Consider the following 26,987-nt stretch of genomic DNA (forward strand, 5'->3'; position numbering starts at 1 on the left):
GTATTATAATTAGCGTTTGGACCAGGTACGTTTCATAAAGAGAAGCAAAATGGGATAAATCTCTAGACGACCTGCAATCATTGCAAATGAGAGCAGGATTTTAGAGATGGGACTAAAGATGGCAAAACTAGAGGTTGTACCTAGAATAGGCCCGATATTGTTAAAACAGCTGAAGACAGCACTGGTCACGACTAGAAAATCATTGCTATCTAGGCTGATGATAAAGATGAGTGACAATAAAATCATAGCATAGATCACAAAATACTTGAGAATCTTGTGCTGGGTATCCTTATCAATCACAGTTTTATTGACATGTAGAGTCAATACGCGATGAGGAGATAAGATGGACAAGATCTGATTTTTTGCAATTTTTGAAAGGATGAGCCCTCTGATAACTTTGAGTCCACCTGCGGTTGATCCAGCAGAGCCGCCGATTCCCATGAGGAAGAGGAGGATAAATTGGGAGAAGAGGGGCCAGTTGGTGATATCTCCATAACCAAAACCAGTTGTTGTGATGATATTGGACACCTGGAAGAGGGCCATTTCAAAGCTCTGAGAGACACCTTGGTAGAGATGGAGCGTATTGAGCGTAATCAAGCCGGTAGAAACTAGGACAATGATTACATACGTGCGAAGTTCTTCATCTCCAAAGAAAGCCTTAACCCGACGGAGCATAAGGTAATAGTAGAGATTGAAGTTGACCCCAAAAACCAGAACTCCGATACTGACGAGATAGGTGATGAGTGAGCTGCCGTAGTGGGCAATTCCGTCGTTATAGACGGTGAAGCCTCCGGTTCCTGCCGTTCCCATAGCGATGACAAAGCTATCAAATAGGGGCATACCAGCTAGATAGTAGATGACAACAAAGAGGGAGAAGAGCCCTAAATAAAGCAGATAGAGGATCTGGGCAGTATTTTTCAGTTTGGATACAACCTTGCCAAAGACAGGCCCAGGGACCTCAGCCTTCATCACCTCTAAGTGACTATTCTTGGCATTGTCCATAATGGCAAGCGCGAAGACGAGTACCCCCATCCCTCCAATCAAGTGAGTAAAACTTCGCCAGAAGAGGAGGGAACGGCTGAGAACGGAGACATCTGTCAGAATGGTTGCTCCTGTAGTTGTAAAACCAGAACTGATTTCAAAGAAGGCATCGATGACACTTGGGATTTGTCCTGAAAAGACAAAGGGAAGCGCTCCAAAGAAAGACCATAGAATCCAACAGAGGGCGACGATTAAGACTCCCTCCTTAGTATAAATTCGCTGATTTTTGGGTTTCCGTAAAATTCCTAAGCTACCAAGAAGTATCAAAATCCCAATTGTTGTAAAGAGAGCTGTAAATACTTGGCTGGATTCTTGATAATAGGTTGCTACGCTAACGGGTACTAGGAGGAGAACCGCCTCAATCAAGAGAAGTTTTGAGAGGAGGTAACGAATCATACTTTTATTCATCTTTTACCTCTCAATCAGATCATAAATCTTGGTGATATTTGGTAGTAAGGTCGTCACGAGTAACTGATCTCCTACCTCAAGTCTGTCCTCTCCAGTAGGGAAGATTGTTTTTCCTTTTCGGATAATGGCTGCGATGAGAACCCCTTTCTTCAATTTCAGATGTGAAAGAGGTTTGGCAGTCATTTTATTAGCTTCCTTGATTTGGAATTGAAGAGTTTCAATTTGACCGTTTGCTAGATGGTGCATGGCTTGAAGGTCTGAGTATTGAGCGTTTACTCGACCACGGATAAAGTGCATAATGGTATCCACTGCAATGCTTTTGGGTGTGATGATACTTGAAAAATCAGGTGCATGGATAATCTCTAAAAGGCTAGTTCGATTCACCTTGGTGATATTCTTATGGACACCAACACGGTCTAAGAACATAGAGGTAATGATGTTTTCCTCATCAACCCCAGTCAAAGTTGCAACTGCATCATAGTTGGGAGCACTTTCCTCAAGCAAGATATCTTTGGCAGTTCCATCTCCCTGTACGATATAGAGATTTGGAAATTTTTCACTGAAGAGACGAGCTCTCTCAGGATTAATCTCGATAACTTTAGTGTCAATACGGCTATCTTTTAAAATGCCAAGTAGGTAATAAGCAATTTTTCCAGCACCAACGATGAGCAAGCTTTTCACTGTACGTGATTTGAAATAGTTATGGAAGAGCATCATATCCACACGATTCCCAGTAACAAAAATTCTATCTCTGTCCTGAATGGTGATATCACCGCTCGGAATCATAAGTTGATGGTCTCGTTCCATAGCGCAGACAATGATATTGCCAAATTTTTTACGAAAATCTGAGATTGGCATTTGACAGAGACCACTGGAATCTTTGACAACAAACTCCATCAGGTTGACCCGTCCCCCTGAGAACCGCTCAACTGAGAGTGCATTCGGAAAATCAATGATATTTGAGATAGCACGGGCGGCTAGGAGTTCTGGGTTAACGATAAGTGAGAATCCAAGAATATTTTTCTCTTTGAAATAGGCATTGGAGTATTCAGGATTTCGCACTCGAACGATAGTTTCTTTAGCGCCCATTTTTTTAGCAAGTACTGCTGAAATCATATTCACTTCATCGTGTTCCGTTAGAGCGATAAAGATATCACACTCTTGAACGCCGGCTTGCTCTAAGATAGCAAAGTCTGCTCCATTTCCAAGGAGTCCCATGATATCAAAGCGACTGACAATATGATCGAGAACAGCCTCATCTTGTTCGATGAGGACGACGTCGTGTTTTTCTGCAACCAGTGAACGACAGAGGGCGAAACCGACTTTCCCTCCACCAACAAGGACAATTTTCATATAAAAACCCTACTTTTTCATGATGTAACTATCATACCCTTTTTTCGCAAAAAATGCACTTACCAAGCCATTTTAGAGGATAAGAAAAGACTTTTTGTAAGTTTTCAAAGATAAAATCAGTCACCTTTCATAGAAATGTCTATTATATGAAATGATTTCGCTCATTTAATATCCTTTCTCAGAAAAAGAATGACTAAGTATGGAAATATTATCAAAAAAAGTAAAAAAATCAAGTCATTTCTATTGACAATGATTCTGAAAGTGTTATACTAAGAAAGTAGTTTCGCTGATTTACTTCAAACCTGTTGTGAGGTAAGTTAACGACGCCTTAACCACGCTGTCTGCTGAGCTTGACTCCGGGCAGTGTGGCTATTTTTTTGCAATGATAAAAGGAAGCCAATTATGACAAATCACATTGTTTTATTTGAACCTCAGATTCCACAAAATACAGGTAACATTGCGCGTACTTGCGCTGCGACCAATTCTCCCCTTCACATCATCAAACCGATGGGATTTCCTATTGATGATCGCAAGATGAAGCGGGCTGGTTTGGATTACTGGGATAAGTTAGAGATTTATTTTTATGACAGCTTGGAAGATTTCATGTCTCAGATAAAAGGGCAAGTCTACCTGATTTCGAAATTTGCAGAAAAGGTTTATTCTGAGGCGAATTTGGCAAGCGGTGAAGATCAGTATTTTCTCTTCGGACGTGAGGATAAGGGTTTGCCAGAGGACTTTATGCGTGAACATCCAGAGAAGGCTCTCCGTATTCCCATGAATGATGAACATGTCCGCAGCCTCAATGTTTCCAATACGGTCTGCATGATCGTCTATGAGGCTCTTCGTCAGCAACATTTTGCTGGTTTAGAGCTCGTTCACACCTATGAAGCGGATAAATTGAAATAAACAAAATGCTTGCACTTGCAAGCGTTTTTTGTTATGATTAAAGGGTCTTCAGGGCAGGGTGAGATTCCCGACCGGCGGTAAATTTGACTAGCAATTTTAACTTTCTCGTCGTTGTCTTGTCTCGATATACTTTAAGTATTATCTTCGACTGCGACGCCTAGATAAATCTAAAATATCTTAGCCAAATAAGTCCGCGAGCGTAAGCTGATGTGGTGCGATTCCACAACCGACAGTATAGTCTGGATGGGAGAAGACGAAAGAATAGCTTTGTCTGTTCGGATGAGTTTATAGATGAATTGCAACCGCTTGCTCAAAAGAGTGAGGGGGAACTTTTGGGATATAAAAAGTGAGAATAGATAGAGGGATCCTTTCCAACTTCTTCTGATTTTATAGAAAATTGGAGGAACCTGTTATGACAAACACACGTCGACTTTCGACCATTGCGATTTTATCAGCCATTTCATTTGTGCTGATGTACTTTGACTTTCCGCTCTTGCCAGCGGCGACCTTCCTCAAGATCGAGTTTAGTATCTTGCCAGTCCTCGTGGGCTTGGTGGTGATGGATTTGCCTGCTGCACTAGGGATTCTCTTGCTGCGATCACTCTTGAAGTTGCTTCTCAATAGCCAGGGAGTGAATACTTACATTGGGTTGCCAATGAATATCGTAGCCTTGGGAGTTTTTGTTATCGCTTTTGGTTTGATTTGGAAAAAGGAACGCAGCTCTCTTCGTTTTCTACTAGCATCTCTAGCGGGGACTGTCGGCTTGACTGCGGCTATGTTGATTCTCAACTATGTTTATGCTGTTCCTTTGTACGCGCAGTTTGCCAACTTTGATATTGGAAAAATTTTGGGACTTTCCAACTACCTAATGACCATGGTATTGCCTTTCAACTTGATTGAGGGTATCATCTTTGCCGTTTCATTCTGGTTGTTGTACGTCCTCTTGAAACCAACCTTAAAACATTATGAGAGATAAACAAACATTTTTAATGAAGGGCAGTTTTGCCCTTTTACTTTTCGTCCTTCTTGGCTATATGGTCAAGTTTTACCCCGAAACGCTGGTCGGTTTTGACCAACCGCTTCAGGCAGCTATTCGTGGGGATTTACCAGATTATTTGACAGTCCTGTTCCGAGCCCTCACACGCCTGATCGATATCCCAGTGATTATCACCTGGGTTACCATTGCAGCCGTTATCTTTTATCGTAAGCAGTGGAAGATAGAAAGCTACTTCATGGCGGGTAATCTAGCCCTAGCCGGTCTTTTGATTGTGACCTTTAAAAATATTTACCAGCGCCCACGACCAGCTATCTTACACCTAGTTGAGGAGAAGGGGTTTTCCTTCCCAAGCGGGCATTCTCTGGCTGTAACCTTGATGGTAGGTGCTTTGATTGTCATTCTCAGTCAACGAATTAAAGATCCAGTCTGGAGAAAAATCGTACAAATCGTGCTAGGTCTCTACCTAGTCAGTGTCCTGGTGTCAAGAGTCTATCTGGGAGTTCACTATCCATCAGATGTCCTTGCCAGTCTCTGTGTAGGCTTGGGAGTCCTGTTTATCGAATTTCCCTTCTACGACAAACTTCGCTTCCAATGGCGATTTAAAGGCGAGCAGAAGTGAGTATCAAATTCCCTTGAGGAGAAAGAAATGAAAGTCAATATAAAAGCTCTCCATCCGACTCAACTGTACTTATCAGAAAAGAAGTTGCAAGATATTCAGATGCTTTATCAGTCGGCAGAAATGATCAATGTTGCTCCAATCAGTATTCTTGCGTTCGGAGATTGCTTATTGATTACCGACGGGCATCACAGGGATTATCAGGCTTTATTGGCAGGCCGAGATACGATCTCTGCTGAGTGGGATAGAGATGGTGGTGATGAACTGTATTATCTCTATGCGCAAGCTTGTGAGAAAAGAAAGATTTACTCTGTTTTGGATTTAAAAGACTGTATCTTAACTCAAGATGAGTATGAAGCAAAATGGTATAACTGGTGCGATGGTTTTAATCAAGCAGCAACTCTTTTATTAAAAAGGAAAGCAGATGAAACGGATTTTACAAATAGATAATGCACTACGTCTTGTTCCTTATTATAAGGTCAATCATTGTGAGGAAGCTTTTGTTTGGTATCAGAATGTGAACTTGATTTACCTCGTAGATGGTGTGAAGAGACCTTACAGTCCAGCAATCTTGGAAGCTATGTATTCCTATTTGGATCAGCATGGTGAGCTTTTTTGGATTGAAGTCAAGGAGAAGGGAGAATGGTTTCCAATTGGAGATGTTACACTATCTCAGGATAATCTCTCCATTGTGATTGGGAATCCCGCTTACCAACATCGAGGACTTGGAAAAAAGATTCTAAGTGCTTTGATTGATTTGGCTCGAGTAAAAGGATGGAAAGAATTGAGAGTCAAGGAAATCTACACCTACAATCATGCTTCTAGGAGGTGCTTCAAGTCGCTTGGATTTGTGGAAAATGGAGAAACAGAAAAAGGAACGAGTTTTATATTGAAATTAGTCTAATCTAACTTGTTTTTTAACTAAAAATTTGATAAACTATGTAGTAATTGAATAGGAATCCGCAAGACTAGTAGCTCAAGGGAAGTATATCAGGGAGGAGAGCCGTGACTGCAAGCTCTCTATATGAAAGCTGGGCGAATTCACTTGCGCATGGATTTAGAAATGAAGGTCTGACTTGTCAGATGAAAACGGATGGTACCGCGTGTCAACGCTCCGAGTGGAGTTTTTGACATGTGGTTTTCTTTTTATCTACGAGCGACTGATGGAGGAATTATGTCAACTATTGAAGAACAATTAAAAGCGCTTCGTGAAGAAACGCTGGCTAGCTTGAAGCAGATTACTGCTGAAAATGAAAAAGAGATGCAAGAATTACGTGTCTCTGTCCTTGGGAAAAAAGGTTCACTGACTGAAATCCTTAAAGGGATGAAGGATGTATCGGCTGAAATGCGCCCTGTCATCGGGAAACACGTCAATGAAGCTCGTGATGTCTTGACGGCTGCCTTTGAAGAAACAGCGAAACTCTTGGAAGAAAAGAAAGTAGCTGCGCAATTAGCTAGCGAGAGTATTGATGTGACGCTTCCAGGTCGCCCAGTTGCGACTGGTCACCGTCACGTTTTAACACAAACCAGTGAAGAAATCGAAGATATTTTCATTGGGATGGGTTACCAAGTCGTGGATGGTTTTGAAGTTGAGCAAGACTACTATAACTTTGAGCGTATGAACCTTCCAAAAGACCACCCAGCCCGTGATATGCAGGATACTTTCTATATCACTGAAGAAATCTTGCTTCGTACTCACACGTCTCCAGTTCAAGCGCGTGCTATGGATGCCCATGATTTTTCGAAGGGGCCTTTGAAAATGATCTCACCAGGACGTGTGTTCCGTCGTGACACAGACGATGCGACCCACAGTCACCAGTTCCATCAAATCGAAGGTTTGGTTGTTGGGAAAAACATCTCTATGGCAGACCTTCAAGGAACGCTTCAGTTGATTGTGCAAAAGATGTTTGGTGAAGAGCGTCAAATTCGTCTGCGCCCCTCCTATTTCCCATTCACAGAGCCATCTGTTGAAGTGGATGTTTCCTGCTTTAAGTGTGGTGGAGAAGGCTGTAACGTATGTAAGAAAACAGGTTGGATCGAGATTATGGGTGCCGGTATGGTTCACCCACGTGTCCTTGAGATGAGTGGTATCGATGCGACTGTTTACTCTGGATTTGCCTTTGGACTTGGTCAAGAGCGTGTAGCCATGCTCCGTTACGGAATCAACGATATCCGTGGATTCTACCAAGGAGATGTCCGCTTCTCAGAACAGTTTAAATAATGATTAGAAAAGTAGAAAAGGCAGATATTGGGGTGTTGTCCAAAATTGCCAAACAAACCTTTCGTGAAACATTTGCTCATGATAATACGGAAGAGCAGTTACAGGAATACTTTGAAGAGGCATATAGTCTGAGAACTTTGTCAACTGAGTTGGGAAATCCTGACTCCGAAACCTATTTCATTATGCATGAAGAGGAGATAGCTGGTTTTCTCAAAGTCAACTGGGGAATGCTTCAAACTGAGAGAGAATTAGAGAACGCTTTTGAAATTCAACGCCTCTATGTGCTACAAAAATTCCAAGGATTTGGACTTGGTAAGCAACTGTTTGAATTCGCTCTGGAACTTGCCGAAAAAAATGGTTTTTCCTGGGCTTGGCTAGATGTTTGGGAACATAATACAAAAGCTCAAGCATTTTATAATCGATATGGTTTTGAAAAATTTAGCCAACATCGTTTTATGGTTGGTCAAAAAGTAGATACGGATTGGTTACTAAAAAAGAAATTAAGGTAAGAAGAGGATTCTTCTATTGAAATGATAGGAAAGGAAAAAACTAGAGTGACAATTGTCATTCTGGAGAACTAAATTATGCTTGTATCTTATAAATGGTTAAAAGAATTGGTGGACATTGATGTGCCATCACAAGAGTTGGCTGAAAAAATGTCAACCACAGGAATAGAGGTCGAAGGTGTCGAATCCCCGGCTGCTGGTCTCTCAAAAATTGTCGTCGGTGAAGTTTTGTCTTGCGAAGATGAGTCAGAAACTCACCTTCATGTTTGTCAGGTTAACGTTGGCGAAGAAGAAGCTCGCCAAATCGTTTGTGGTGCCCCAAATGTGCGTGCTGGTATCAAGGTCATGGTGGCTCTTCCAGGAGCTCGTATCGCTGACAACTACAAAATCAAAAAAGGAAAAATCCGTGGCTTAGAGTCTCTCGGAATGATTTGCTCACTTGGTGAATTAGGTATTTCTGACTCAGTTGTGCCAAAGGAATTCGCAGATGGTATCCAAATCTTGCCTCAAGACGCTGTTCCTGGGGATGAAGTCTTTTCTTACTTAGACTTGGATGATGAAATCATCGAACTTTCCATCACGCCAAACCGTGCAGACGCTCTTTCTATGCGTGGAGTAGCGCACGAAGTGGCAGCTATCTATGACAAGGCAGTCAACTTTAAAGAATTCAGTTTAACAGAAACAAATGAAAGTGCAGCAGATGCTCTTTCTGTAGGGATTGAAACAGATAAGGCACCATATTATGCGGCCCGTATCTTGGACAATGTGACCATCGCACCAAGTCCACAATGGTTGCAAAACCTTCTTATGAACGAAGGCATCCGTCCGATTAACAATGTGGTCGACGTGACCAACTATATCCTACTCTACTTTGGTCAGCCTATGCATGCCTTTGACTTGGATACCTTTGAAGGGACTGACATCCGTGTGCGTGAAGCGCGTGCTGGTGAAAAGTTGGTGACCTTGGACGGTGAAGAACGTGAGTTGGAAACAAATGACTTAGTCGTCACTGTTGCTGACAAACCAGTCGCCCTTGCAGGTGTCATGGGTGGAGAGGCTACAGAAATCTTTGAAAAATCTAGTCGTGTTGTGTTAGAAGCTGCTGTTTTCAATGGCACATCCATTCGTAAGACTAGCGGACGCCTTAACCTTCGTTCGGAATCATCTTCTCGTTTTGAAAAAGGGATCAATGTGGCAACAGTCAATGAGGCCTTGGATGCTGCAGCTAGCATGATTGCAGAACTTGCAGGTGCGACGGTGCGTAAGGGCATCGTTTCAGCGGGTGAGCTTGACACTTCAGATGTAGAAGTATCTTCAACTCTTGCCGATGTCAACCGTGTCCTTGGAACAGAACTTTCATACGATGATATCGAAGATGTCTTCCGTCGTCTTGGCTTTGGTCTTTCTGGAAATGAAGACAGCTTTACCGTTAGCGTTCCACGTCGTCGTTGGGATATCGCCATCGAAGCGGACCTCTTTGAAGAAATCGCTCGTATCTATGGTTATGACCGTTTGCCAACCAGTCTTCCAAAAGATGATGGTACAGCAGGTGAATTGACTGCAACACAAAAATTGCGTCGCCAAGTCCGTACGATTGCTGAAGGAGCAGGCTTGACAGAAATCATTACCTACGCTCTAACAACTCCTGAAAAAGCAGTTGAGTTCACAGCTCAACCAAGTAACCTTACAGAACTTATGTGGCCAATGACAGTGGATCGCTCCGTTCTCCGCCAAAATATGGTCTCAGGTATCCTTGATACGGTTGCCTACAATGTGGCTCGTAAGAACAAAAACTTGGCTCTTTACGAGATTGGAAAAGTCTTTGAACAAACAGGCAATCCAAAAGAAGACCTACCAAACGAAATCAACAGCTTTGCCTTTGCCTTGACAGGCTTGGTTGCTGAAAAAGACTTCCAAACGGCAGCAGTTCCAGTTGATTTCTTCTATGCTAAGGGAATCCTTGAAGCGCTTTTTGCTCGCTTGGGGCTTGAAGTGACTTATACAGCAACAGCTGAGATGGCAAGCCTCCATCCAGGACGTACAGCCGTGATTTCGCTCGGTGACCAAGTTCTTGGTTTCCTTGGCCAAGTGCATCCAGTCACTGCGAAGGCCTATGATATTCCAGAAACGTATGTAGCTGAGCTCAACCTTTCAGCCATCGAAGCTGCGCTTCAACCTGCTGCTCCATTTGTGGAAATTACCAAATTCCCAGCTGTTAGTCGTGATATTGCTCTACTTCTCAAGGCAGAAGTCACTCACCAAGAAGTTGTAGATGCTATCCAAGCTGCCGGCGTGAAACGTTTGACAGATATCAAACTCTTTGACGTCTTCTCAGGTGAAAAATTAGGACTTGGTATGAAGTCAATGGCCTATAGCTTGACCTTCCAAAATCCAGAAGACAGCTTGACGGACGAGGAAGTCGCACGCTACATGGAAAAAATCCAAGCATCACTCGAAGAAAAAGTGAATGCAGAAGTACGTTAACTCATCAATCCATCCTTCGGGGTGGATTTTTAGTTTCAAAAGGACAGTTCAGAAGAGAAAAGCAACAGTTGAGAGAGGAATCATCTCAGAAAGCCTTTAATGAGCTATACTTAAGTTATCACTGAATCGCTTAAAAAACTTAGATTTGGTAGATTTTTACTATAAATAATCTCGATAAAAATAGACACAAAACGTTGTAAAGGCTATCAAAAAGGAGTATAATAAGTGCAACATATCTCGGAGGTGGAAAATGTTAGAAGTAAGAAATCTAGAGAAAAGTTTCGGTTCCAAGCAAGTCCTGTTTGGTATCGATTTTCAGGCAAGCCCAGGAAGGATTCTGGGCTTGGTCGGGAAAAATGGTGCTGGGAAAACAACGATTTTCCACAGTATGTTAAAATTTTTAGAGTATCAAGGAGAGATCAGTCTGGATGGGCAGGAGATTCGTCAGGAAACCTACGCTCGGATTGGCTATCTGCCTGAGGAACGCAGTCTTATGCCCAAGCTGACAGTCTTTGAACAAGTTCGCTACCTGGCGACTCTAAAGGGCATGGATGCCAAGGAAGTCAAGGAGAAACTCCCTCAATGGATGGAAAAATTGGAAGTGAAGGGCAAGTTGACCGACAAAATCAAGAGTCTTTCCAAAGGGAATCAGCAGAAAATTCAGCTCATTATCACCCTAATCCATGAGCCAGACTTGATTATCTTAGACGAGCCCTTTAGTGGTCTGGATCCAGTCAATACTGAGTTGCTCAAGCAAGTCATTCTGAAAGAAAAAGAGCGCGGTGCAATCATTATCTTTTCTGACCATGTCATGACCAACGTTGAGGAACTTTGCGATGATATTCTCATGATTCGAGATGGGCGTGTGGTCTTGCATGGACCAGTTCAGGATGTTCGGAATCAATATGGGAAAACACGTCTCTTTGTTTCAAGTGAACGAAGCAAGGAAGAACTGGAAAGTCTTCCTCATGTCAAACAGGTGAGCTTGACCAAGCAAGGCAGTTGGAAATTAATCCTAGATGATGAGAGCGCTGGAAGGGAACTCTTCCCCATCCTCACTCAAGGTCAATACATCGCGACCTTTGACCAACAAGCTCCAACAATCGATGAAATCTTTAAACTAGAATCAGGGGTGGAAGTATGAGAAATATGTGGGTTGTAATGAAGGAAACCTATCTTCGACATGTCAAGTCCTGGAGTTTCTTCTTCATGGTGATTTCGCCGTTCCTCTTTTTGGCTTTATCTGCAGGAATCGGCTATCTCCAAAATTCTTCGATGGCTAAAAATAGCAAGGTAGCAGTAGTAACAACTGTGCCATCTGTGGAAGATGGGCTCAAGGGTACCAATGGTATCAACTTTGATTATAAGGATGAAGCCAGTGCCCAAGCTGCTATCAAAGATGAGAAAATCAAGGGTTACCTAACCATTGACCAAGAGGACAGCGTCCTCAAGGCTGTCTATCATGGTGAAACTTCTCTTGAAACAGGCATCAAGCTAGCAGTAACCAATAAGCTCAACGAACTGCAATACCAACTCAATCGCTCGGCGGCTAATTTGTCCCAAGAGCAGGAAAAACGCCTGGCTCAAACTGTTGACTTTACTGAGAAGATTGACGAATCCAAAGAAAATAAAAAAATGGTTCAAACCATTGCGGCTGCGGGGCTTGGTTTCTTCCTTTATATGATCTTGATTACCTATGCTAGCGTCACTGCTCAGGAAGTGGCTAGTGAAAAAGGAACCAAAATCATGGAGGTGGTCTTCTCTAGTATTCAAGCTAGCCATTATTTCTACGCTCGCATGCTGGCTCTGCTCCTTGTGATTTTGACCCATATTGGGATTTACGTCGTGGGTGGTCTGGCTGCGATTCTGCTCTTTAAAGACCTACCAATCTTGGCTCAATCTGGTATTTTAAATCATCTAGGAGATGCCTTCTCGCTCAATACCTTATTGTTTGTATTGGTTAGTCTCTTTATGTATGTTGTTTTGGCAGCCTTCCTAGGTTCTATGGTTTCTCGCCCTGAGGATTCAGGAAAGGCCTTGTCGCCACTGATGATCTTGATTATCGCAGGATTCGTTGGAGTGACCGCTCTAGGTGCTGCAGGAGACAATTTAGTTCTGAAAATTGGTTCCTATATTCCTTTCATCTCGACCTTCTTTATGCCATTTAGAGCTATTAATGGGTATGCAAGTGGTCTAGAAGCTTGGATTTCACTTGCCATAACGGTTGTTTTTGCAGTAACTGCAACAGCCTTTATCGGACGCATGTATGCTAGTCTAGTCCTTCAAACGGATGATTTGGGAATCTGGAAAACCTTTAAACGTGCCTTAGCTTATAAATAGGAGAGCCTCGCAAAAGCGAGGTTTTTCTAGATGTTAAACACTGAAATCGGCAAAAATATTTTTCATATCTATTGACTTTTAGTAGTAAAATTTGGTATGATAGTAGACGGTATTGTTTACCCCATTTGTAAGGCCCCGGAACCTTTCAAATACCCCGCGGACCGGAACATCCGCCCTGTAAACAAAAACGATATTCATATAGGAGAAATCATGAACAAAACTACATTCATGGCTAAACCAGGCCAAGTAGAACGCAAATGGTACGTTGTTGACGCAACTGATGTACCTCTTGGACGCCTTTCAGCAGTTGTTGCTAGCGTACTTCGTGGAAAAAACAAACCAACATTCACACCACACACTGATACAGGTGACTTCGTAATCGTTATCAATGCTGAAAAAGTTAAATTGACTGGTAAAAAAGCAACTGATAAGATCTACTACACTCACTCAAACCACCCAGGTGGATTAAAATCAATCTCTGCTGGTGAACTTCGTTCTAAAAATGCAGTACGTTTGATTGAAAAATCAGTTAAAGGTATGCTTCCACACAATACTCTTGGCCGCGCTCAAGGTATGAAATTGAAAGTATTCGTTGGAGCTGAGCACACTCACGCTGCACAACAACCAGAAGTTCTTGATATTTCAGGACTTATCTAAGGAAAGGAACAATAAAGTATGTCACAAGCACAATATGCAGGTACTGGACGTCGTAAAAACGCTGTTGCACGCGTTCGCCTTGTTCCAGGAACTGGTAAAATCACTGTTAACAAAAAAGATGTTGAAGAGTACATCCCACACGCTGACCTTCGTCTCGTTATCAACCAACCATTCGCAGTTACTTCAACTGTAGGTTCATACGACGTTTTCGTTAACGTTGTAGGTGGTGGATACGCTGGTCAATCAGGAGCTATCCGTCATGGTATCGCTCGTGCCCTTCTTCAAGTAGATCCAGACTTCCGCGATTCATTGAAACGCGCAGGACTTCTTACACGTGACTCACGTAAAGTTGAACGTAAGAAACCAGGTCTTAAGAAAGCTCGTAAAGCATCACAATTTAGTAAACGTTAAAACTTATTTACACTTATTGAAAGCATTTCGTATCAAAAATACGGGATGCTTTTTCTGTTCACCCCAAATATTTGAACCTTGAATTTCCGTTAATACGTTCCGTTACGACTGTTGGCTTTAAAATAATTAGCTTTATCGTAAGGCTCATACCCTAAAAAGGCTGATAACTCTGCTTGAAGCAGATCGTTCATAACTGTTTCAAGGAATGAACGAAAAAATTCATCAATATCTTGCTTTTGGGCTAAGAAGTTAAGTAGTTTTGTAGTAAACTGTGTCATAGGAATAAACCTCGTTCCAGTAATGTTTCGTAACTCTACTATAACGGATTTCTTCCTGTTTGTGTTTACACGGCTTATTTTACACTACCAAAAGAACTTTAGCTATTGGGTATACAAGCTAAAGTTCTCGGCTCTATAATTTCTGTAGTGGGTAAAGCCACCATAGGAATTATAGAGCCTTTTCTTTCAACATTTTCTGAAAAAGGAGTATAATGAGGGTGTAAATATGAAATCGCTTTAATGATTTAGAATCGAGGAAAGGATTATGAGTGATTCTAGACAGAAGGGGACTACATTAGGAACCTGTGCCCCTGATCAGGTTTATCAAGTGTTGCAAACAAGTCCTCAAGGGTTAAACTCACAAGAAGTAAAAAAGAGGCAAGCAACTTATGGTCCTAACCAGTTGAAAGAAAGTAAGAAAGAACCTATTTGGTTGACATTTGTCAAACATTTTACCAGTCTCATGGCCCTCTTATTGTGGGTTGGTGGCTTTATTGCTGTGATTTCCCATAGCTTGGAGTTGGGAATTGCGATTTGGCTGGTCAATATCATTAATGGTCTCTTTAGTTTTATTCAAGAATATAAGGCTAGTCAAGCCACGGCAGCACTGAATAAGCTTCTTCCATCCTATACCCGAGTTCTTCGTGATGGAAAGGAAGATAAAATCCTTGCACAGGACTTGGTGCCAGGTGATTTGGTTTTCATTGAAGAAGGTGACCGTATTTCTGCAGATGGACGTTTGGTTGCTGTGACAGACTTGCAAGTAAATCAGTCTGCCCTCACTGGTGAGTCTAATCCCATTTATAAATCAGACCAAGCAGATTTGACTCCTGATAAGACTAAATTGGAATATGACAATATGGTGTTTGCAGGGACCACAGTTTCCTCTGGGTCAGGACATTTTATAGTATCTGCCATCGGTATGGAAACTGAGTTTGGACAAATTGCAGACTTGACGCAAAACCTAGCTCAGGAAAAGAGCCCACTGCAAAAGGAACTAGACCATTTGACAAAACAGATTTCGGTTATCGCAGTATCTGTAGGTCTCTTCTTTATGATTGCAGCAACACTATTTGTCCATCAGCCTCTTTCTCAAGCTTTCATCTTTGCCTTGGGAATGATTGTTGCCTTTATCCCTGAGGGGTTACTTCCTACAGTTACCCTCTCTCTAGCTATGGCTGTACAACGCATGGCTAAAGAACATGCTTTAGTGAAGAAATTATCTTCTGTTGAGACTCTTGGAGCAACCTCTGTTATTTGCTCAGATAAAACAGGGACCCTAACTCAAAATGCCATGACAGTTAATCATTTATGGACCTTGTCGGGTAATTATGAGGTGACTGGGCTAGGTTATGCACCAGAAGGGCATATTGAGAAGGATGGTGACCCTGTTTCTCTGAAGGGAAATGATCTCCTGAATCGTTTGGTTCGCTTTTCTCACTTGGCTAGTAATGCTCAAGTGGTTGCGCCAAGTGCTGACAATCCCGATTATACGGTCTTGGGAGACCCGACTGAAGCTTGTCTTAATGTTCTTGCAGAAAAAGCAGGTATTGATTTAAATGACAACCACAACTGGGCTCCTCGTATCAAAGAAATTCCCTTTGATTCGGATCGTAAACGAATGACAACGGTACATAGTCTCGAAAAAAGTCTGGATGGCAGTCACCATATTTCCATCACTAAGGGTGCACCTAAAGAAGTGATGGAACTTTGCTCAGACTATTATGATGGTCAAGGAGCAATCAAATCTATGACTGCTACAGAACGTCAAGCAATTCTTGCTGCTAACGATCAATTTGCTCGTGACGGCTTACGTGTTTTAGCTGTTGCTTATCGTCCTTTGGAAAGCGAAGATATTAGAGAAGACAAGTGGGATATGCGGACCCTCGAAGAAGATATGGTCTTTGTGGGACTTGTTGCCATGAGTGACCCTCCACGTCAAGGTGTACGTGAAGCAATTGAGCAATGTCACCGTGCCAGTATTCGCATTATCATGCTCACAGGTGACTATGGTTTGACAGCTCTTAGTATTGCCAAGAAAATTGGAATTGTAAAAGGTAACAATGCACGAGTGATATCAGGGCTTGAACTGGCAGATATGACCGACGAAGAGCTCAAAGTAGCTCTTAAAGGCGAGATTGTTTTTGCTCGTGTGGCTCCTGAACAAAAATATCGTGTAGTCAATGCACTTCAGGAACTTGGTGAAGTTGTCGCTGTTACTGGTGATGGTGTTAATGATACCCCTGCTCTTAAAAAGGCTGATATCGGTGTAGCTATGGGGGTATCTGGAACCGACGTAGCCAAGGAATCTGCTGATATGATTTTAACGGATGACCACTTTGCTTCTATTGTCCATGCTGTTGAAGAAGGACGTGCCGTTTATCGAAATATTCAAAGATTCCTTACCTATATTTTTAATTCCAATACTCCTGAAGCTGTACCCTCTACTTTCTTCTTGTTCTCTTTGGGGCGCATTCCTCTTCCCTTAACAGTTATGCAAATCCTAGCGATTGACCTTGGAACAGATATGATGCCCGCTTTGGGATTGGGGGTTGAGCCACCAGAAGAAGGCATTATGGACAGGCCACCAAGACGCCTATCAGATCGTTTGTTAAATCGGCAATTATTATTAAAAGCCTTTGCTTGGTATGGTATGATTGAGTCTGTTTTGGCTATGGGTGCCTTCTTCCTTAATTATTGGGTTAATCAAGGACATCTGAATCATCTAGCTAGTTCAGGACCTCTTTATCGAGAGGCAACAACCATGACTTTGGGAGCTATCATCTTCACGCAGATTGGTATGGCTATGAATAGTCGCAAAGGTAGAGGATCTATTTTCAAAATCAAACCATTTGCAAATAAGATTATTAGTCTGGGGATTATCTTAGAAATCATTCTCTTTATTATCCTGTCCTATGTACCTCTTTTCCACACTCTCTTTAATACAGCTCCGATTGGTTTTGATGATTGGCTCTATTTGCTCGTCTGTCCATTTATCATTATGGCTCTAGAGGAAATAAGGCACCGACTATTTGATTAAGAGTAAGCCGATGGCTTACTTTTTAGGCTCTATAATATTTGTAGTGGGTAAATCCCCTATGGATATTATAGAGCCTATTTTATTGTAGAAAAAAAGTCTCATAAGACATATAATGAAAAGAGACTAAACAACTCATTAGAAAGAATCATATGGAACAATTACATTTTATCACAAAACTACTCGATATCAAAGACCCTAATATCCAAATTATAGACATCATCAATAAGGATACCCACAAGGAAATCATCGCTAAATTGGATTATGATGCTCCACTTTGTCCTGATTGCGGAAGCCAAATGAAGAAATATGACTTTCAAAAACCTTCTAAAATCCCTTACCTTGAAACGACTGGTATGCCTACTAGAATTCTCCTTAAAAAACACCGTTTTAAGTGCTATCAGTGCTCTAAAATGATGGTCACTGAGACTCCTATAGTCAAGAAAAATCTCCAAATTTCCCGTATCATCAACCAAAAGATTGCTCAAAAGTTGATTGAAAAGACTTCTATGACCGATATTGCCCATCAGCTGTCCATTTCAACTTCAACTGTCATTTGAAAGCTCAATGACTTTCACTTTAAGCATGATTTTTCGCATCTTCCTGAGATTATATCATGGGATGTTGAAACAGTTAGGGAAGTGACTGTTTTAATCGGGAGATGAAGATGAGTTTCATTGCGCAAGATTTTGAAAAGCTCGATATCATCACTGTTCTTGAAGGAAGAACACAAGCTGTCATCCGAAATCACTTTCTTCGCTACAATCGAGCTGTTCGTTGTCAGGTGAAAATCATTACTATGGATATGTTTAGTCCCTACTATGAATTAGCTAAACAGCTTTTTCCATGTGCTAAAATCGTTCTCGATCGTTTTCACCCTTCGTTATTATATTTCTGAACTCAGGCTAAAACAGTCCACTGGACTGTTTTACTCCAACACTTAAACCGTGCTATGAGTCGTGTGCGTGTCCAAATCATGAATCAGTTTGAGCGAAAATCTCATGAATATAAAGCCATCAAACATTACCGGAAGCTCATTCAACAGGATAGCCGTAAATTGAGTGATAAGCGATTTTATCGCTCTAAACATCAAAAAAGAAAGGACGAATTTCGTCCTTTCTCGAGCTTAGCTTTTCTTCAATCTACTACAGTTGACAAAGAGCCAAGTTCTTTTGGTTTGTATAGTTTAATAAAATTAAATAAATCCTCTACTTCTGATGACAGTGTAGCTGATTTGAGATAAGCGTAATAAACTGTAAATGTGATCTGGTCCTCCGGTATTAGAGGGATTTTTATTAAATCATCATCTTTATCAGAAAGTGCGATATCAGCCAGTAAACTAACGCCAATCCCTTTCTTTAAAAGTTCTTTAATGATGACAATGTCGTCACTCTTGAAGAATATTTCTGCCTTGTTTTGATGCTTTTGATTAAGTAGTTCAAAAGCTTTCAGGTGAACAAAGTGTTCGTCTAAAAGTATAAAGGATTGATCTACTAAATCTTCAAAAGTGAGGGAAAGAGCAGTAGCAAGAGGATGGTTCTTAGATAAAACAACATACAGTTCTTTATGAAAGAGTTCATGTGTCTCTATTGAAGGATGATTGAGTGGTTCAATCAATCCGAGTAAGCTCGCATCTAGTTCTCCCTTAAGGAGAAGATTTAATAATTCTACGGATCCACCACGAATAGGACGTACCTTTTTTAAAAAATCAAATTCAGTTTCTTTATTTAAGACAGAGAAAAGATACTGAATGATAATAGGAGGGAATCCTACAGTAGAGCAATGCGCCAAAGAGCGATTAATTTCTTTGCGAGTAGAAATGACCTCAGGTAAAATTAGTTCTGTATGCTTCAGAAGGATTTGTCCTTGAGGAGTTAGTTTAAAGGAGCGATGTGAAGGATCATGGTGAATCAATTTGCAATTAAAAGATTCCTCTAAGCGCTTAATGGCATAAGAAATAGATGGTTGGCTGACTTTGTGTTGTTTTGCTACTTCCTTATAGGATTGAAGCTGGCAGAGGTCATAAAAATATTGTAGATCTTTTAAATTCATATAGGCTCACTTTCATTAGTTGGAGAAGGAAAATAAGTGGAAATCACCAGATAAATACTTTTTATCCGTATCCTACAATTTGACTATACGAGTATTCACCGGTTAAAATGTAAGTGAGTCAGGGATATCAAAGGTTATCTAAGATACTTTCAAAAATGACCAACATCTTTTCTCGTTTATCAATAGGGAGCTGTTTAATCTTCATGTTGATTCTTTTGAGTGAAAGATTGTCGGTCTTATCAGAGGTTGATTCAAGGCTATCAAAATTGAAAAATTCCTCTGGGGTCATCTCTAGGGCGACAATCACTTTTTCAAGACTGTGAATGGTCAGATTCACATTTTGGTTTTCAAGTTGATTGATATACTTAAGCCCAAGTCCTGCCTGTTCCGAAAGTTCTTCCTGGCTCATTTTTTTCTGTGTTCGAAAATATTTCACTTTTTGGGAAATATATTGTTGTAAATAGTTTTTATTCGTCATATAAATAGAATACAAGTTTTGCATGACAAAAAAACATCTTAAAAAATACAAAGTATTGTATAACAAACTTATATAATATTTATTTTAATTCGGATTGCCAATTTGTATGATTAGTTTCTTTTACTTGAAACTTTTAGTAAAGAGTGATCATTGAGAGTTTTATGAGTCCAGAACTTTATAAAATATAACAACTTAAAGTGTCATTAATAATGGTGTTCTAAGTATAAAAGAGCTTATTAGAAAATTGTTCTAGTAGACTCATTATAACATATGCGTACACAATTGTATTTTTTAAACAACAAAGTTTTCCAAACGATTCGTTTTAAGTGGTATAATAGAAGTAAAAAGGAGGTTGCACTATGATTGCACATGATATTTTAAACAATCCTTTCCTCAATAAAGGGACTGCCTTTACATTAGAGGAGCGGAAGGAACTAGGCCTTATTGGTTTACTGCCACCGTATGTTCAAACAATCGAAGAACAAGCGGCGCAAACTTATGCACAAATGCAGACAAAAGCCAATGATTTGGAAAAACGTCTTTTCCTAATGGAAATTTTTAACACCAACCGGACTCTTTTCTATTACCTCTTTTCTCAACATTTGGAGGAATTCAATCCAATTGTATACGATCCAACCATTGCAGATACTATTGAAGGCTATAGTGACCTCTTTGTAGATCCCCAATATGCGGGATATCTTGATATCAATCATCCTGAAAATATTGAAGCCACTTTGAAAAATACTGCCGGGGGTCGCGAGATTCGTCTTATTGTTGTAACAGATGCAGAAGGAATCCTTGGAATCGGCGACTGGGGAACAAATGGTGTCGATATTTCTGTTGGGAAATTGATGGTCTACACGGGTGCTGCTGGAATCGATCCTTCTATGGTCCTTCCTTTAGTCATTGATGCAGGGACTAACCGTGAAGAACTTCGTAACAATCCTAATTACTTAGGGAATCGTCACGAACGGGTTCGCGGAGATCGTTACTACGACTTCATTGACCAATTTGTTCAAACAGCCGAACGTCTCTTTCCTAAACTCTACCTTCACTGGGAAGACTTCGGTCGCTTGAATGCTGCTAATATTCTTGAAAAATACCGGAAACAAATTCCAACTTTTAATGATGATATTCAAGGCACAGGAATCGTTACCTTGGGTGGTATCTTTGGTTCACTGGATATTAGTGGAGAAAAATTAACAGATCAAGTTTATCTCTGCTATGGTGGTGGTACTGCGGGTGCAGGAATTGCCTCTCGTGTTCTTCGTGAAATGGTGAGTGAAGGTCTTTCTGAAGAAGAAGCTTATAAACGTTTCTTTATGGTTGATAAACAAGGTCTTCTCTTTGATGACATGGATGACCTAACTCCTGAACAAAAACCGTTTGCTAAGAAACGTGCTGACTTTAGTAACGCAGACAAGTTGACTGACCTGCTTGAAGTAGTGAAGACTGTGAAGCCAACTATTCTTGTAGGAACTTCTACTCAGCCTAATACCTTCACTAAAGAAATAGTAGAGGCTATGTGTGAAAATATAGAGCGTCCGATGATCTTCCCTTTGTCAAATCCAACCAAACTAGCTGAAGCTAGTGCCAAAGATTTGATTGAATGGTCAGATGGAAAAGCTTTTGTCGCAACAGGAATTCCTGCTGATACGGTTTCTTATAAAGGTGTGGACTATGTGATTGGTCAAGCCAATAATGCCTTGATTTACCCAGGTCTTGGTCTAGGTATGCTGGCTTCTGAAGCAAGTCTTTTAACTGATGAAATGATTGGAGCAGCGGCTCATTCATTGAGTGGTATTGTCAATCCAGGCCAACCAGGAGCTCCTGTTTTGCCGCCGTTCAAATATGTAGCAGATGTTTCTATTAAAGTAGCAGAAGCAGTCGCTAAAAAAGCACAAGAGCAAGGTCTTGCGCGTGCTAAGGAAACAGATATGACCAAAGCAGTTCGTGATTTGAAGTGGTATCCAGAGTATAAATAATTCATTGCTACTGTCTATCCTTCACTAGCGACAGATTTGTATGGGCTGTGGACTTAAGTAATTTAGAAAGGATACCTATGTCACTCTTTTTAACCTCGATTACGAGTATCATTCCGATTATCGCTATCATTGTTTTGGGGTATATTCTTCAGGTGAAGGGATGGTTTGGAGATGCCTTTGGACCTAACCTATCTCGTTTGATCATGAATGTAGCCTTGCCAGCGTCAATCTTTGTGTCGGTGATGAAATACCTAACACTAGATAAACTAATCAGTCTTTCTGGAGGTCTCCTTTATACATTTGTGGCCTTTATCTTGGGCTATATCGTAGCTTATATTGCAGTTGTGGTTTTCAAGGTTCGTCCAGGACGGCGAGGAACCATGATTAATACCTTTGTGAATGCCAATACTATTTTTATTGGTTTACCTTTAAACGTTGCTCTTTTTGGGGATCAGGCTCTTCCTTATTTCTTGATTTACTATATCACCAATACGATTTCCACCTGGACATTGGGCGTGTATTTGATGACGAGCGACAGTAAATCGGGTCAAAGCAAGGAGACAACTAAATTTGACTGGAAGAAATTGCTACCAGCTCCGCTTGTAGGTTTTCTTGTCGCCCTACTATTTTTGATTCTCCGAATTCCTATTCCAGATTTTGCAACGAATACCTTAACCTATGTTGGAAATATCGTCACTCCCCTATCTCTGATTTATATTGGTATTGTTCTTGCTAAGGCAGGCTTGAATACGATTACTTTTGATAAAGATACAATTGTCACCTTGGTGGGACGCTTTATCCTAGCTCCTCTGATCATGCTTCTTGTATTGAAGTTCTTTGCACCAAATATGGCAACAGTAGAATTTAAGACCTTTATGATTCAGTCTGCTACACCAGCTCTGGCTGTTCTTCCGATCCTTGCTAATCAGGGAAAAGGAGATGTGAAGTTCTCTACGAATGTGGTGACTCTAAGTACGGTTCTATTTATCGTTGTTATTCCAATATTACAAACTTTATTAGGATAAGAAGGAAGAGGGGAGGATTGAAAGTTATGCGTTAAGAAATTTCACTATTTTAGATCCATCTATTCCTATTTCTTGAAATAAAAATCGGAAGAAACTCTTCGGACGTTTCCTATCAAGCGCTTTTGAGCTGTCCTAAAAGCCAGACTTTTCAAACCAGGTCTTAAGAAAGCTCGTAAAGCTAGTCAGTTCTCAAAACGTTAATCAATACGATACTATCAACGTTTCAAAGCACTCAAAAGTTTACCTTATGGGTGCTTTTTTCGTGTTTTTTTTGAAAAGTTTACCTCAAAGTTCACCTTATTTTTACCTTATTGTTTTAGAGACTTTAAAGCAAATTTTCCAACAGCCATTGGAATCACATTAGAAGTGTTAACATAGGTCTTAGTTGTAATCGTATCACTATGGGTTAGCGCTTCAGAAATTTCTTCAAGCGAAACTCCAGCTTGTTTTGCTGGTGTGGCGCTTGAACATTATGCTTATCCATAGTATTTTGTGTTATAATGTAGAAACTATACAGAAAATAAAAGAATCTCTTTAAATTCTGTAAATTTCACTTTGTGTAAACATGAGAAAATTTGAATGTAGATAATGATGGGAGAGGATTTGTAATGATCAGTTTAGAGCTGTTGTCTGAAGAAAATAGTCTAGACGTCTATTCTTTTGAAAAAGAAAATCGAGAGTATTTTGAACGAAATTTACCTCCTAGACCAGCTAACTATTTTGATTTAGAAGGTTTTAAAGAAATTACAAGGGAATTGTTAACGGAACAAAGGAATCGTGCTGTTTACATGCATCTTATTAGAAATTCGCAAGGTGTTATGGTTGGGAGAATCAATTTAAGTGTCTTAGAGAGTGATCGAAATACAGTAGAACTTGGGTATAGGATTGGGGAAAATGTTAACAATTTAGGTTATGCCAGCGAAGCGGTTAAACTCGTTTTAGAAAAAGCCTTCACGACTTATGGTTTCAATAGAATCATTGCAGGAACGGCAACAGGTAATCTAGCCTCTCAGAGGGTGCTTTTAAAAAATGGCTTCACCTTTAGTAGGGTTATAGAAAATGACTTACAAATTCATAATGAGTGGGTTCATACAGCAGTATTTGAGATAAGGAGACCATAATATCATCAATTCCGGTCTATTAACAAGGTTAATGGAGGCATCAATCTTTCCAGACATTTAAGAATTTACTCTTGGATGTCTTTTTTTGTTCAAAATAGATAAGTGTTGCTGTTTAAACTTGATTTTCCCAGTGGACAATCGTCCACTTTTTTTATATAATAAAACTAAACCGAATTGGTTGAGTTTTGAAAATGTAAGCTCAACCGTCGATTAGTCTTTCTAAGGGAGATAATGTTCATTAAAGCATCACACTAGGAGGTGAATCATGTACCAACCAGAAAAACTCAAGGCTCGGAGAAAAGAGTTAAAATTGACACAGAAGGAAATTGCAGAGGAATTAGGGATTAGTTTTCAGGCTTACTCCGCTTGGGAACGCGGGATTAAGGAACCATCCAAGGAGAAGGTTGCTCAGCTGGAGAAGATTTTAAAAGTGGTAAAAGGCTATTTTACTCAGATTGAGATTGTTCGTCTTTACAATAGCCTCTCCAAGCAAGGGAAGGACAAGGTTGTGCTCTATGCTCGCAACCTGGCTAAAGAAGAACAAACTCAGAAAGTGACGACCATGCCAGAGCGTCTCTACGAGTATCATGTCTATGAACGCATGTCAGCAGGGATCGGGGCATCGGTCTACGGTGACCAGAATTTTGATACGGTTTACTTTAATGAGGAACTAGCCCACGATTTTGCTTCCTGGGTGTCTGGGGACTCCATGGAACCTAAATATCAAAATGGATCCGTGGCTCTGATCCGGGAAACAGGATTTGATTATGATGGGGCGGTTTATGCAGTGGTCTGCAACAACCAGACCTATATCAAACGGGTTTATCGGGAGGAAGATGGCTTGCGTCTGGTATCGATCAATCCAAAATACAAGGACATTTTCATCTCCTATGAGGATGATCCTCGGATTGTAGGGATTATCGTTGGGAATTTTGTGCCGATGGAGGGTTAGCCTATGGGCTACTTTGATTATTCCAGAGAGCCCAAGAGTGATATTGCCTTTGTCGATATGAAATCCTTTTATGCCAGTGTCGAGTGTGTGAAAAGGGGCTTGCATCCGCTGAAGACTTCGCTTTGTGTCATGAGTCGCGCGGATAATTCGACTGGCCTTATCTTAGCTTCCTCTCCCATGTTTAAGAAGATTTTTGGCAAGTCCAATGTTGGTCGGGCCTATGATCTGCCTTTTGATATCAAAACGCGCAAATTTTCCTACTATAATGCCAGAAAGCAGGGGTTGCCTACAGATTCAGACTATGTGCGCTATATTGAAGATTGGGCCCAAGTTACCTTGATTGTCCCTCCTCGGATGGACGAGTACATCGCAGTCAATATGGAAATCCAGCGAATCTTTCAAAACTATGGTAGTCCAGATGATATTTATCCCTACTCTATCGATGAGGGCTTTATTGACCTGACTAGTTCGCTCAATTATTTCATCTCAGACAGGCAGATTTCTCGCAAAGACAAGCTGGATATGCTTTCTGCTCGTATCCAGAGGGATATTTGGAGGCAGACAGGGATCTACTCTACGGTGGGTATGTCCAATGCCAATCCCTTACTGGCCAAGTTGGCGTTGGATAATGAGGCCAAGCACACTCCGACCATGAGGGCCAACTGGTCTTATCAGGATGTGGAAGAGAAGGTCTGGGCCATTCCCAAGATGACGGATTTTTGGGGGATTGGCAGGCTGATGGAGAAACGCTTGCATGCTCTGGGGATTTTTACCATCAAGGAATTGGCAACCAGCAATCCCGACCAATTAAAGAAAGCTCTGGGTCAGGCTGGCCTGCGTTTATGGTTTCATGCTAACGGGATTGATGAAAGCAATGTTCACAGGTCCTATAAAGCCAAGTCTCAGGGATTAGGAAATTCTCAAATCTTGCCGAGAGACTACGTGAAGCTACGGGATATCGAAATTATTCTCCGAGAAATGGCGGAGCAGGTGGCTATTAGACTGAGAAGGGCGGGAAAGAAAACAACCCTTGTCTCTCTCTATGTTGGTTTCTCTAAACAGGAGGTCAGGCCGTCTATTCATACACAAATGAAGGTCGAACCGACCAATAATACAGCTGTCTTAACGGATTATGTTTTGAAGCTATTTCATAGCAAATACACTTCTGGAGCGGTCAGAAGTGTCGGAGTCAACTATTCAGGATTTGTGGATGAGTCCTTTGGCTTGATCTCCCTCTTTGATGATGTTGACAAGTTAGAAAAAGAAGAAAGGCTCCAGACGGCTATTGATGCCATTCGGGAACAATTTGGTTTTACCTCTCTCTTAAAGGCCAATGCACTGGAAGAAGCCTCTAGGAGTCTTGCCAGAAGCAAGCTGATTGGTGGGCATTCTGCTGGAGGATTAGATGGATTACAATGATTGATCGTTCTTATTTACCTTTTCAATCTGCGCGAGACTATCAAGATCCAGGGATGCAGAAGTGGATGGGCTTTTTCCTCTCAGAGCATACTAGCTCGCTTGGTGAAGAAAAAAATCGTGTTGATTTTTCGACGAATTTGAATTTAGTTGAGAAGCTACGCCTGCTTTCTCAGCTTTATGTTGGTCAATTAAAGGGATGTTTTGTTGTCAAGGAAAGAAAGCAAAAAATGACGATCATCGGTAAGGTGAGCGAATTATCACCTCAAACTCTATCTATTAGGACAAGTGAGGGCTATAGGCTGGTAGAGGTAGCAGATGTCCTAGAAATTCGATTGTGGGAGGGGGGAGTGTATGACTAGAAAAGAGTTGTATGAAAACAAACTGCAGATGGATTATTTTTCAGATGCCTATATTCGTTTTGAAGAGGATTTTCAAAAATACTCTGCTATGAATGTTCCCTTGACTTTTTTGATCGATGATATCCTACGCACCATGGCGATGAATCAGAAGAACTACTTTGTCTTAAACAAGGAAAATGCCAAGGATGGGCGGGAGCATCGCTTTTATTTTAGGGTGGTGACGGAAAAAGAGTGTCCCAGAAATCGAACCTATGCATATGCTGGACTCAAAAATAGTAGTCAGTGACTAGGTGTGGAAGAGGAAAGTTTGATTTAGGAAAGATGGCTTTTGAACGTCAGAA

Annotated in this window: 24 protein-coding genes, 3 pseudogenes and 1 riboswitch; of the genes and pseudogenes, 21 read left to right on the top strand and 6 right to left on the bottom strand. The window is 41.0% G+C overall.

Features of this window, described 5'->3' with window-relative positions; translation table 11 throughout:
* Positions 1–9 precede the first annotated feature (9 nt).
* Both B7725_RS03100 and trkA read right to left on the bottom strand, forming a co-directional pair.
* Positions 10–1,449 carry a TrkH family potassium uptake protein gene (locus B7725_RS03100; protein WP_084874511.1) on the bottom strand — a complete coding sequence of 480 codons (1,440 nt, stop codon included), beginning with the start codon at positions 1,447–1,449 and terminating at the stop codon, positions 10–12.
* Between the two features lie 3 nt (positions 1,450–1,452).
* On the bottom strand, positions 1,453–2,802 hold the full coding sequence (trkA, locus tag B7725_RS03105; RefSeq protein WP_084874512.1) for a Trk system potassium transporter TrkA: 1,350 nt from the start codon (positions 2,800–2,802) through the stop codon (positions 1,453–1,455).
* A gap of 402 nt (positions 2,803–3,204) precedes the next feature.
* Between trkA and B7725_RS03110 the strand changes: the two genes are divergently transcribed.
* From B7725_RS03110 to rpsI, 12 genes are all read left to right on the top strand, one after another.
* Positions 3,205–3,708: a tRNA (cytidine(34)-2'-O)-methyltransferase gene (locus tag B7725_RS03110; RefSeq protein WP_084874514.1), complete on the top strand. Its 504-nt coding sequence runs from the start codon at positions 3,205–3,207 to the stop codon at positions 3,706–3,708.
* 40 nt (positions 3,709–3,748) lie between these two features.
* Positions 3,749–3,967, top strand: a riboswitch (FMN riboswitch).
* 153 nt (positions 3,968–4,120) lie between these two features.
* Positions 4,121–4,684, top strand: a complete 564-nt coding sequence (locus tag B7725_RS03115; RefSeq protein WP_057489236.1) for an ECF transporter S component — start codon at positions 4,121–4,123, stop codon at positions 4,682–4,684.
* A complete protein-coding gene (locus tag B7725_RS03120) occupies positions 4,674–5,324 on the top strand; it encodes a phosphatase PAP2 family protein (protein ID WP_084874516.1) in 651 nt (216 codons plus the stop codon). The genes B7725_RS03115 and B7725_RS03120 overlap by 11 nt, the downstream gene beginning before the upstream one ends.
* Positions 5,325–5,351: 27 nt before the next feature.
* Positions 5,352–5,771, top strand: coding sequence for a chromosome partitioning protein ParB (locus tag B7725_RS03125; RefSeq protein WP_084874517.1), 420 nt, complete (start codon positions 5,352–5,354; stop codon positions 5,769–5,771).
* Entirely contained in the window at positions 5,746–6,225 is a 480-nt protein-coding gene (locus B7725_RS03130; protein ID WP_084874519.1) for a GNAT family N-acetyltransferase, read from the top strand. Before B7725_RS03125 ends, B7725_RS03130 begins: the two co-directional genes overlap by 26 nt.
* A 270-nt stretch (positions 6,226–6,495) precedes the next feature.
* Positions 6,496–7,542 (top strand): phenylalanine--tRNA ligase subunit alpha, encoded by a 1,047-nt coding sequence (gene pheS, locus B7725_RS03135; protein ID WP_084868660.1) that lies wholly within the window; start codon positions 6,496–6,498, stop codon positions 7,540–7,542.
* A complete protein-coding gene (locus tag B7725_RS03140) occupies positions 7,542–8,051 on the top strand; it encodes a GNAT family N-acetyltransferase (protein WP_084874520.1) in 510 nt (169 codons plus the stop codon). The genes pheS and B7725_RS03140 overlap by 1 nt, the downstream gene beginning before the upstream one ends.
* Positions 8,052–8,126: 75 nt before the next feature.
* A complete protein-coding gene (gene pheT, locus B7725_RS03145; RefSeq protein ID WP_084874522.1) occupies positions 8,127–10,532 on the top strand; it encodes a phenylalanine--tRNA ligase subunit beta in 2,406 nt (801 codons plus the stop codon).
* A gap of 250 nt (positions 10,533–10,782) precedes the next feature.
* The gene (locus tag B7725_RS03150) at positions 10,783–11,676 is read left to right on the top strand and encodes an ABC transporter ATP-binding protein (protein WP_084874523.1); all 894 of its coding nucleotides are present in this window, start codon (positions 10,783–10,785) and stop codon (positions 11,674–11,676) included.
* Positions 11,673–12,872, top strand: a complete 1,200-nt coding sequence (locus tag B7725_RS03155) for an ABC transporter permease (protein ID WP_084874525.1) — start codon at positions 11,673–11,675, stop codon at positions 12,870–12,872. Before B7725_RS03150 ends, B7725_RS03155 begins: the two co-directional genes overlap by 4 nt.
* A gap of 210 nt (positions 12,873–13,082) precedes the next feature.
* On the top strand, positions 13,083–13,529 hold the full coding sequence (gene rplM, locus B7725_RS03160; protein ID WP_002876943.1) for a 50S ribosomal protein L13: 447 nt from the start codon (positions 13,083–13,085) through the stop codon (positions 13,527–13,529).
* A gap of 18 nt (positions 13,530–13,547) precedes the next feature.
* Positions 13,548–13,940: a 30S ribosomal protein S9 gene (gene rpsI, locus B7725_RS03165; RefSeq protein WP_000075973.1), complete on the top strand. Its 393-nt coding sequence runs from the start codon at positions 13,548–13,550 to the stop codon at positions 13,938–13,940.
* Positions 13,941–14,032: 92 nt separating this feature from the next.
* Here the strand turns inward: rpsI and B7725_RS03170 are convergent.
* Positions 14,033–14,218: pseudogene (locus tag B7725_RS03170) on the bottom strand (transposase); the annotation flags it as partial.
* A gap of 265 nt (positions 14,219–14,483) precedes the next feature.
* Between B7725_RS03170 and B7725_RS03175 the strand changes: the two are divergent.
* Together B7725_RS03175 and B7725_RS09780 are read left to right on the top strand one after the other, a co-directional pair.
* Positions 14,484–17,258: a cation-translocating P-type ATPase gene (locus B7725_RS03175; protein WP_084874526.1), complete on the top strand. Its 2,775-nt coding sequence runs from the start codon at positions 14,484–14,486 to the stop codon at positions 17,256–17,258.
* Between the two features lie 149 nt (positions 17,259–17,407).
* A pseudogene (locus B7725_RS09780) lies at positions 17,408–18,336 on the top strand (ISL3 family transposase); the annotation flags it as partial.
* A 56-nt stretch (positions 18,337–18,392) separates the two neighbouring features.
* Here B7725_RS09780 and B7725_RS03190 read toward each other — a convergent pair.
* Both B7725_RS03190 and B7725_RS03195 read right to left on the bottom strand, forming a co-directional pair.
* On the bottom strand, positions 18,393–19,307 hold the full coding sequence (locus B7725_RS03190; RefSeq protein WP_084874528.1) for a LysR family transcriptional regulator: 915 nt from the start codon (positions 19,305–19,307) through the stop codon (positions 18,393–18,395).
* A 127-nt stretch (positions 19,308–19,434) separates the two neighbouring features.
* Complete coding sequence (locus tag B7725_RS03195) at positions 19,435–19,785, bottom strand: helix-turn-helix domain-containing protein (RefSeq protein ID WP_025168989.1); 351 nt, start codon at positions 19,783–19,785, stop codon at positions 19,435–19,437.
* 359 nt (positions 19,786–20,144) lie between these two features.
* On the opposite strand from B7725_RS03195, the gene B7725_RS03200 reads away from it, so the two are divergent.
* Together B7725_RS03200 and B7725_RS03205 are read left to right on the top strand one after the other, a co-directional pair.
* A complete protein-coding gene (locus tag B7725_RS03200) occupies positions 20,145–21,770 on the top strand; it encodes a malolactic enzyme (protein WP_084874529.1) in 1,626 nt (541 codons plus the stop codon).
* Between the two features lie 77 nt (positions 21,771–21,847).
* A complete protein-coding gene (locus B7725_RS03205; protein WP_084874531.1) occupies positions 21,848–22,795 on the top strand; it encodes an AEC family transporter in 948 nt (315 codons plus the stop codon).
* A 308-nt stretch (positions 22,796–23,103) separates the two neighbouring features.
* Here B7725_RS03205 and B7725_RS03210 read toward each other — a convergent pair.
* Positions 23,104–23,262, bottom strand: a pseudogene (locus tag B7725_RS03210) (site-specific integrase); the annotation flags it as partial.
* Positions 23,263–23,403: 141 nt separating this feature from the next.
* Here B7725_RS03210 and B7725_RS03215 point away from each other — a divergent pair.
* The 5 genes from B7725_RS03215 to B7725_RS03235 all read left to right on the top strand — a co-directional run bounded on the left by B7725_RS03215 (position 23,404) and on the right by B7725_RS03235 (position 26,932).
* Positions 23,404–23,916 (top strand): GNAT family N-acetyltransferase, encoded by a 513-nt coding sequence (locus B7725_RS03215; RefSeq protein WP_009730659.1) that lies wholly within the window; start codon positions 23,404–23,406, stop codon positions 23,914–23,916.
* 265 nt (positions 23,917–24,181) lie between these two features.
* Positions 24,182–24,868 carry an XRE family transcriptional regulator gene (locus B7725_RS03220; RefSeq protein ID WP_084874532.1) on the top strand — a complete coding sequence of 229 codons (687 nt, stop codon included), beginning with the start codon at positions 24,182–24,184 and terminating at the stop codon, positions 24,866–24,868.
* Positions 24,869–24,871: 3 nt separating this feature from the next.
* Positions 24,872–26,287 (top strand): Y-family DNA polymerase, encoded by a 1,416-nt coding sequence (locus B7725_RS03225; RefSeq protein WP_084874534.1) that lies wholly within the window; start codon positions 24,872–24,874, stop codon positions 26,285–26,287.
* Positions 26,284–26,646: a hypothetical protein gene (locus B7725_RS03230; protein ID WP_084874536.1), complete on the top strand. Its 363-nt coding sequence runs from the start codon at positions 26,284–26,286 to the stop codon at positions 26,644–26,646. Before B7725_RS03225 ends, B7725_RS03230 begins: the two co-directional genes overlap by 4 nt.
* Positions 26,639–26,932: a DUF5960 family protein gene (locus tag B7725_RS03235; protein WP_049490283.1), complete on the top strand. Its 294-nt coding sequence runs from the start codon at positions 26,639–26,641 to the stop codon at positions 26,930–26,932. Before B7725_RS03230 ends, B7725_RS03235 begins: the two co-directional genes overlap by 8 nt.
* Positions 26,933–26,987 lie beyond the last annotated feature (55 nt).

Source organism: Streptococcus oralis subsp. tigurinus (assembly GCF_002096275.1).
GTDB lineage: Bacteria > Bacillota > Bacilli > Lactobacillales > Streptococcaceae > Streptococcus > Streptococcus oralis_CN.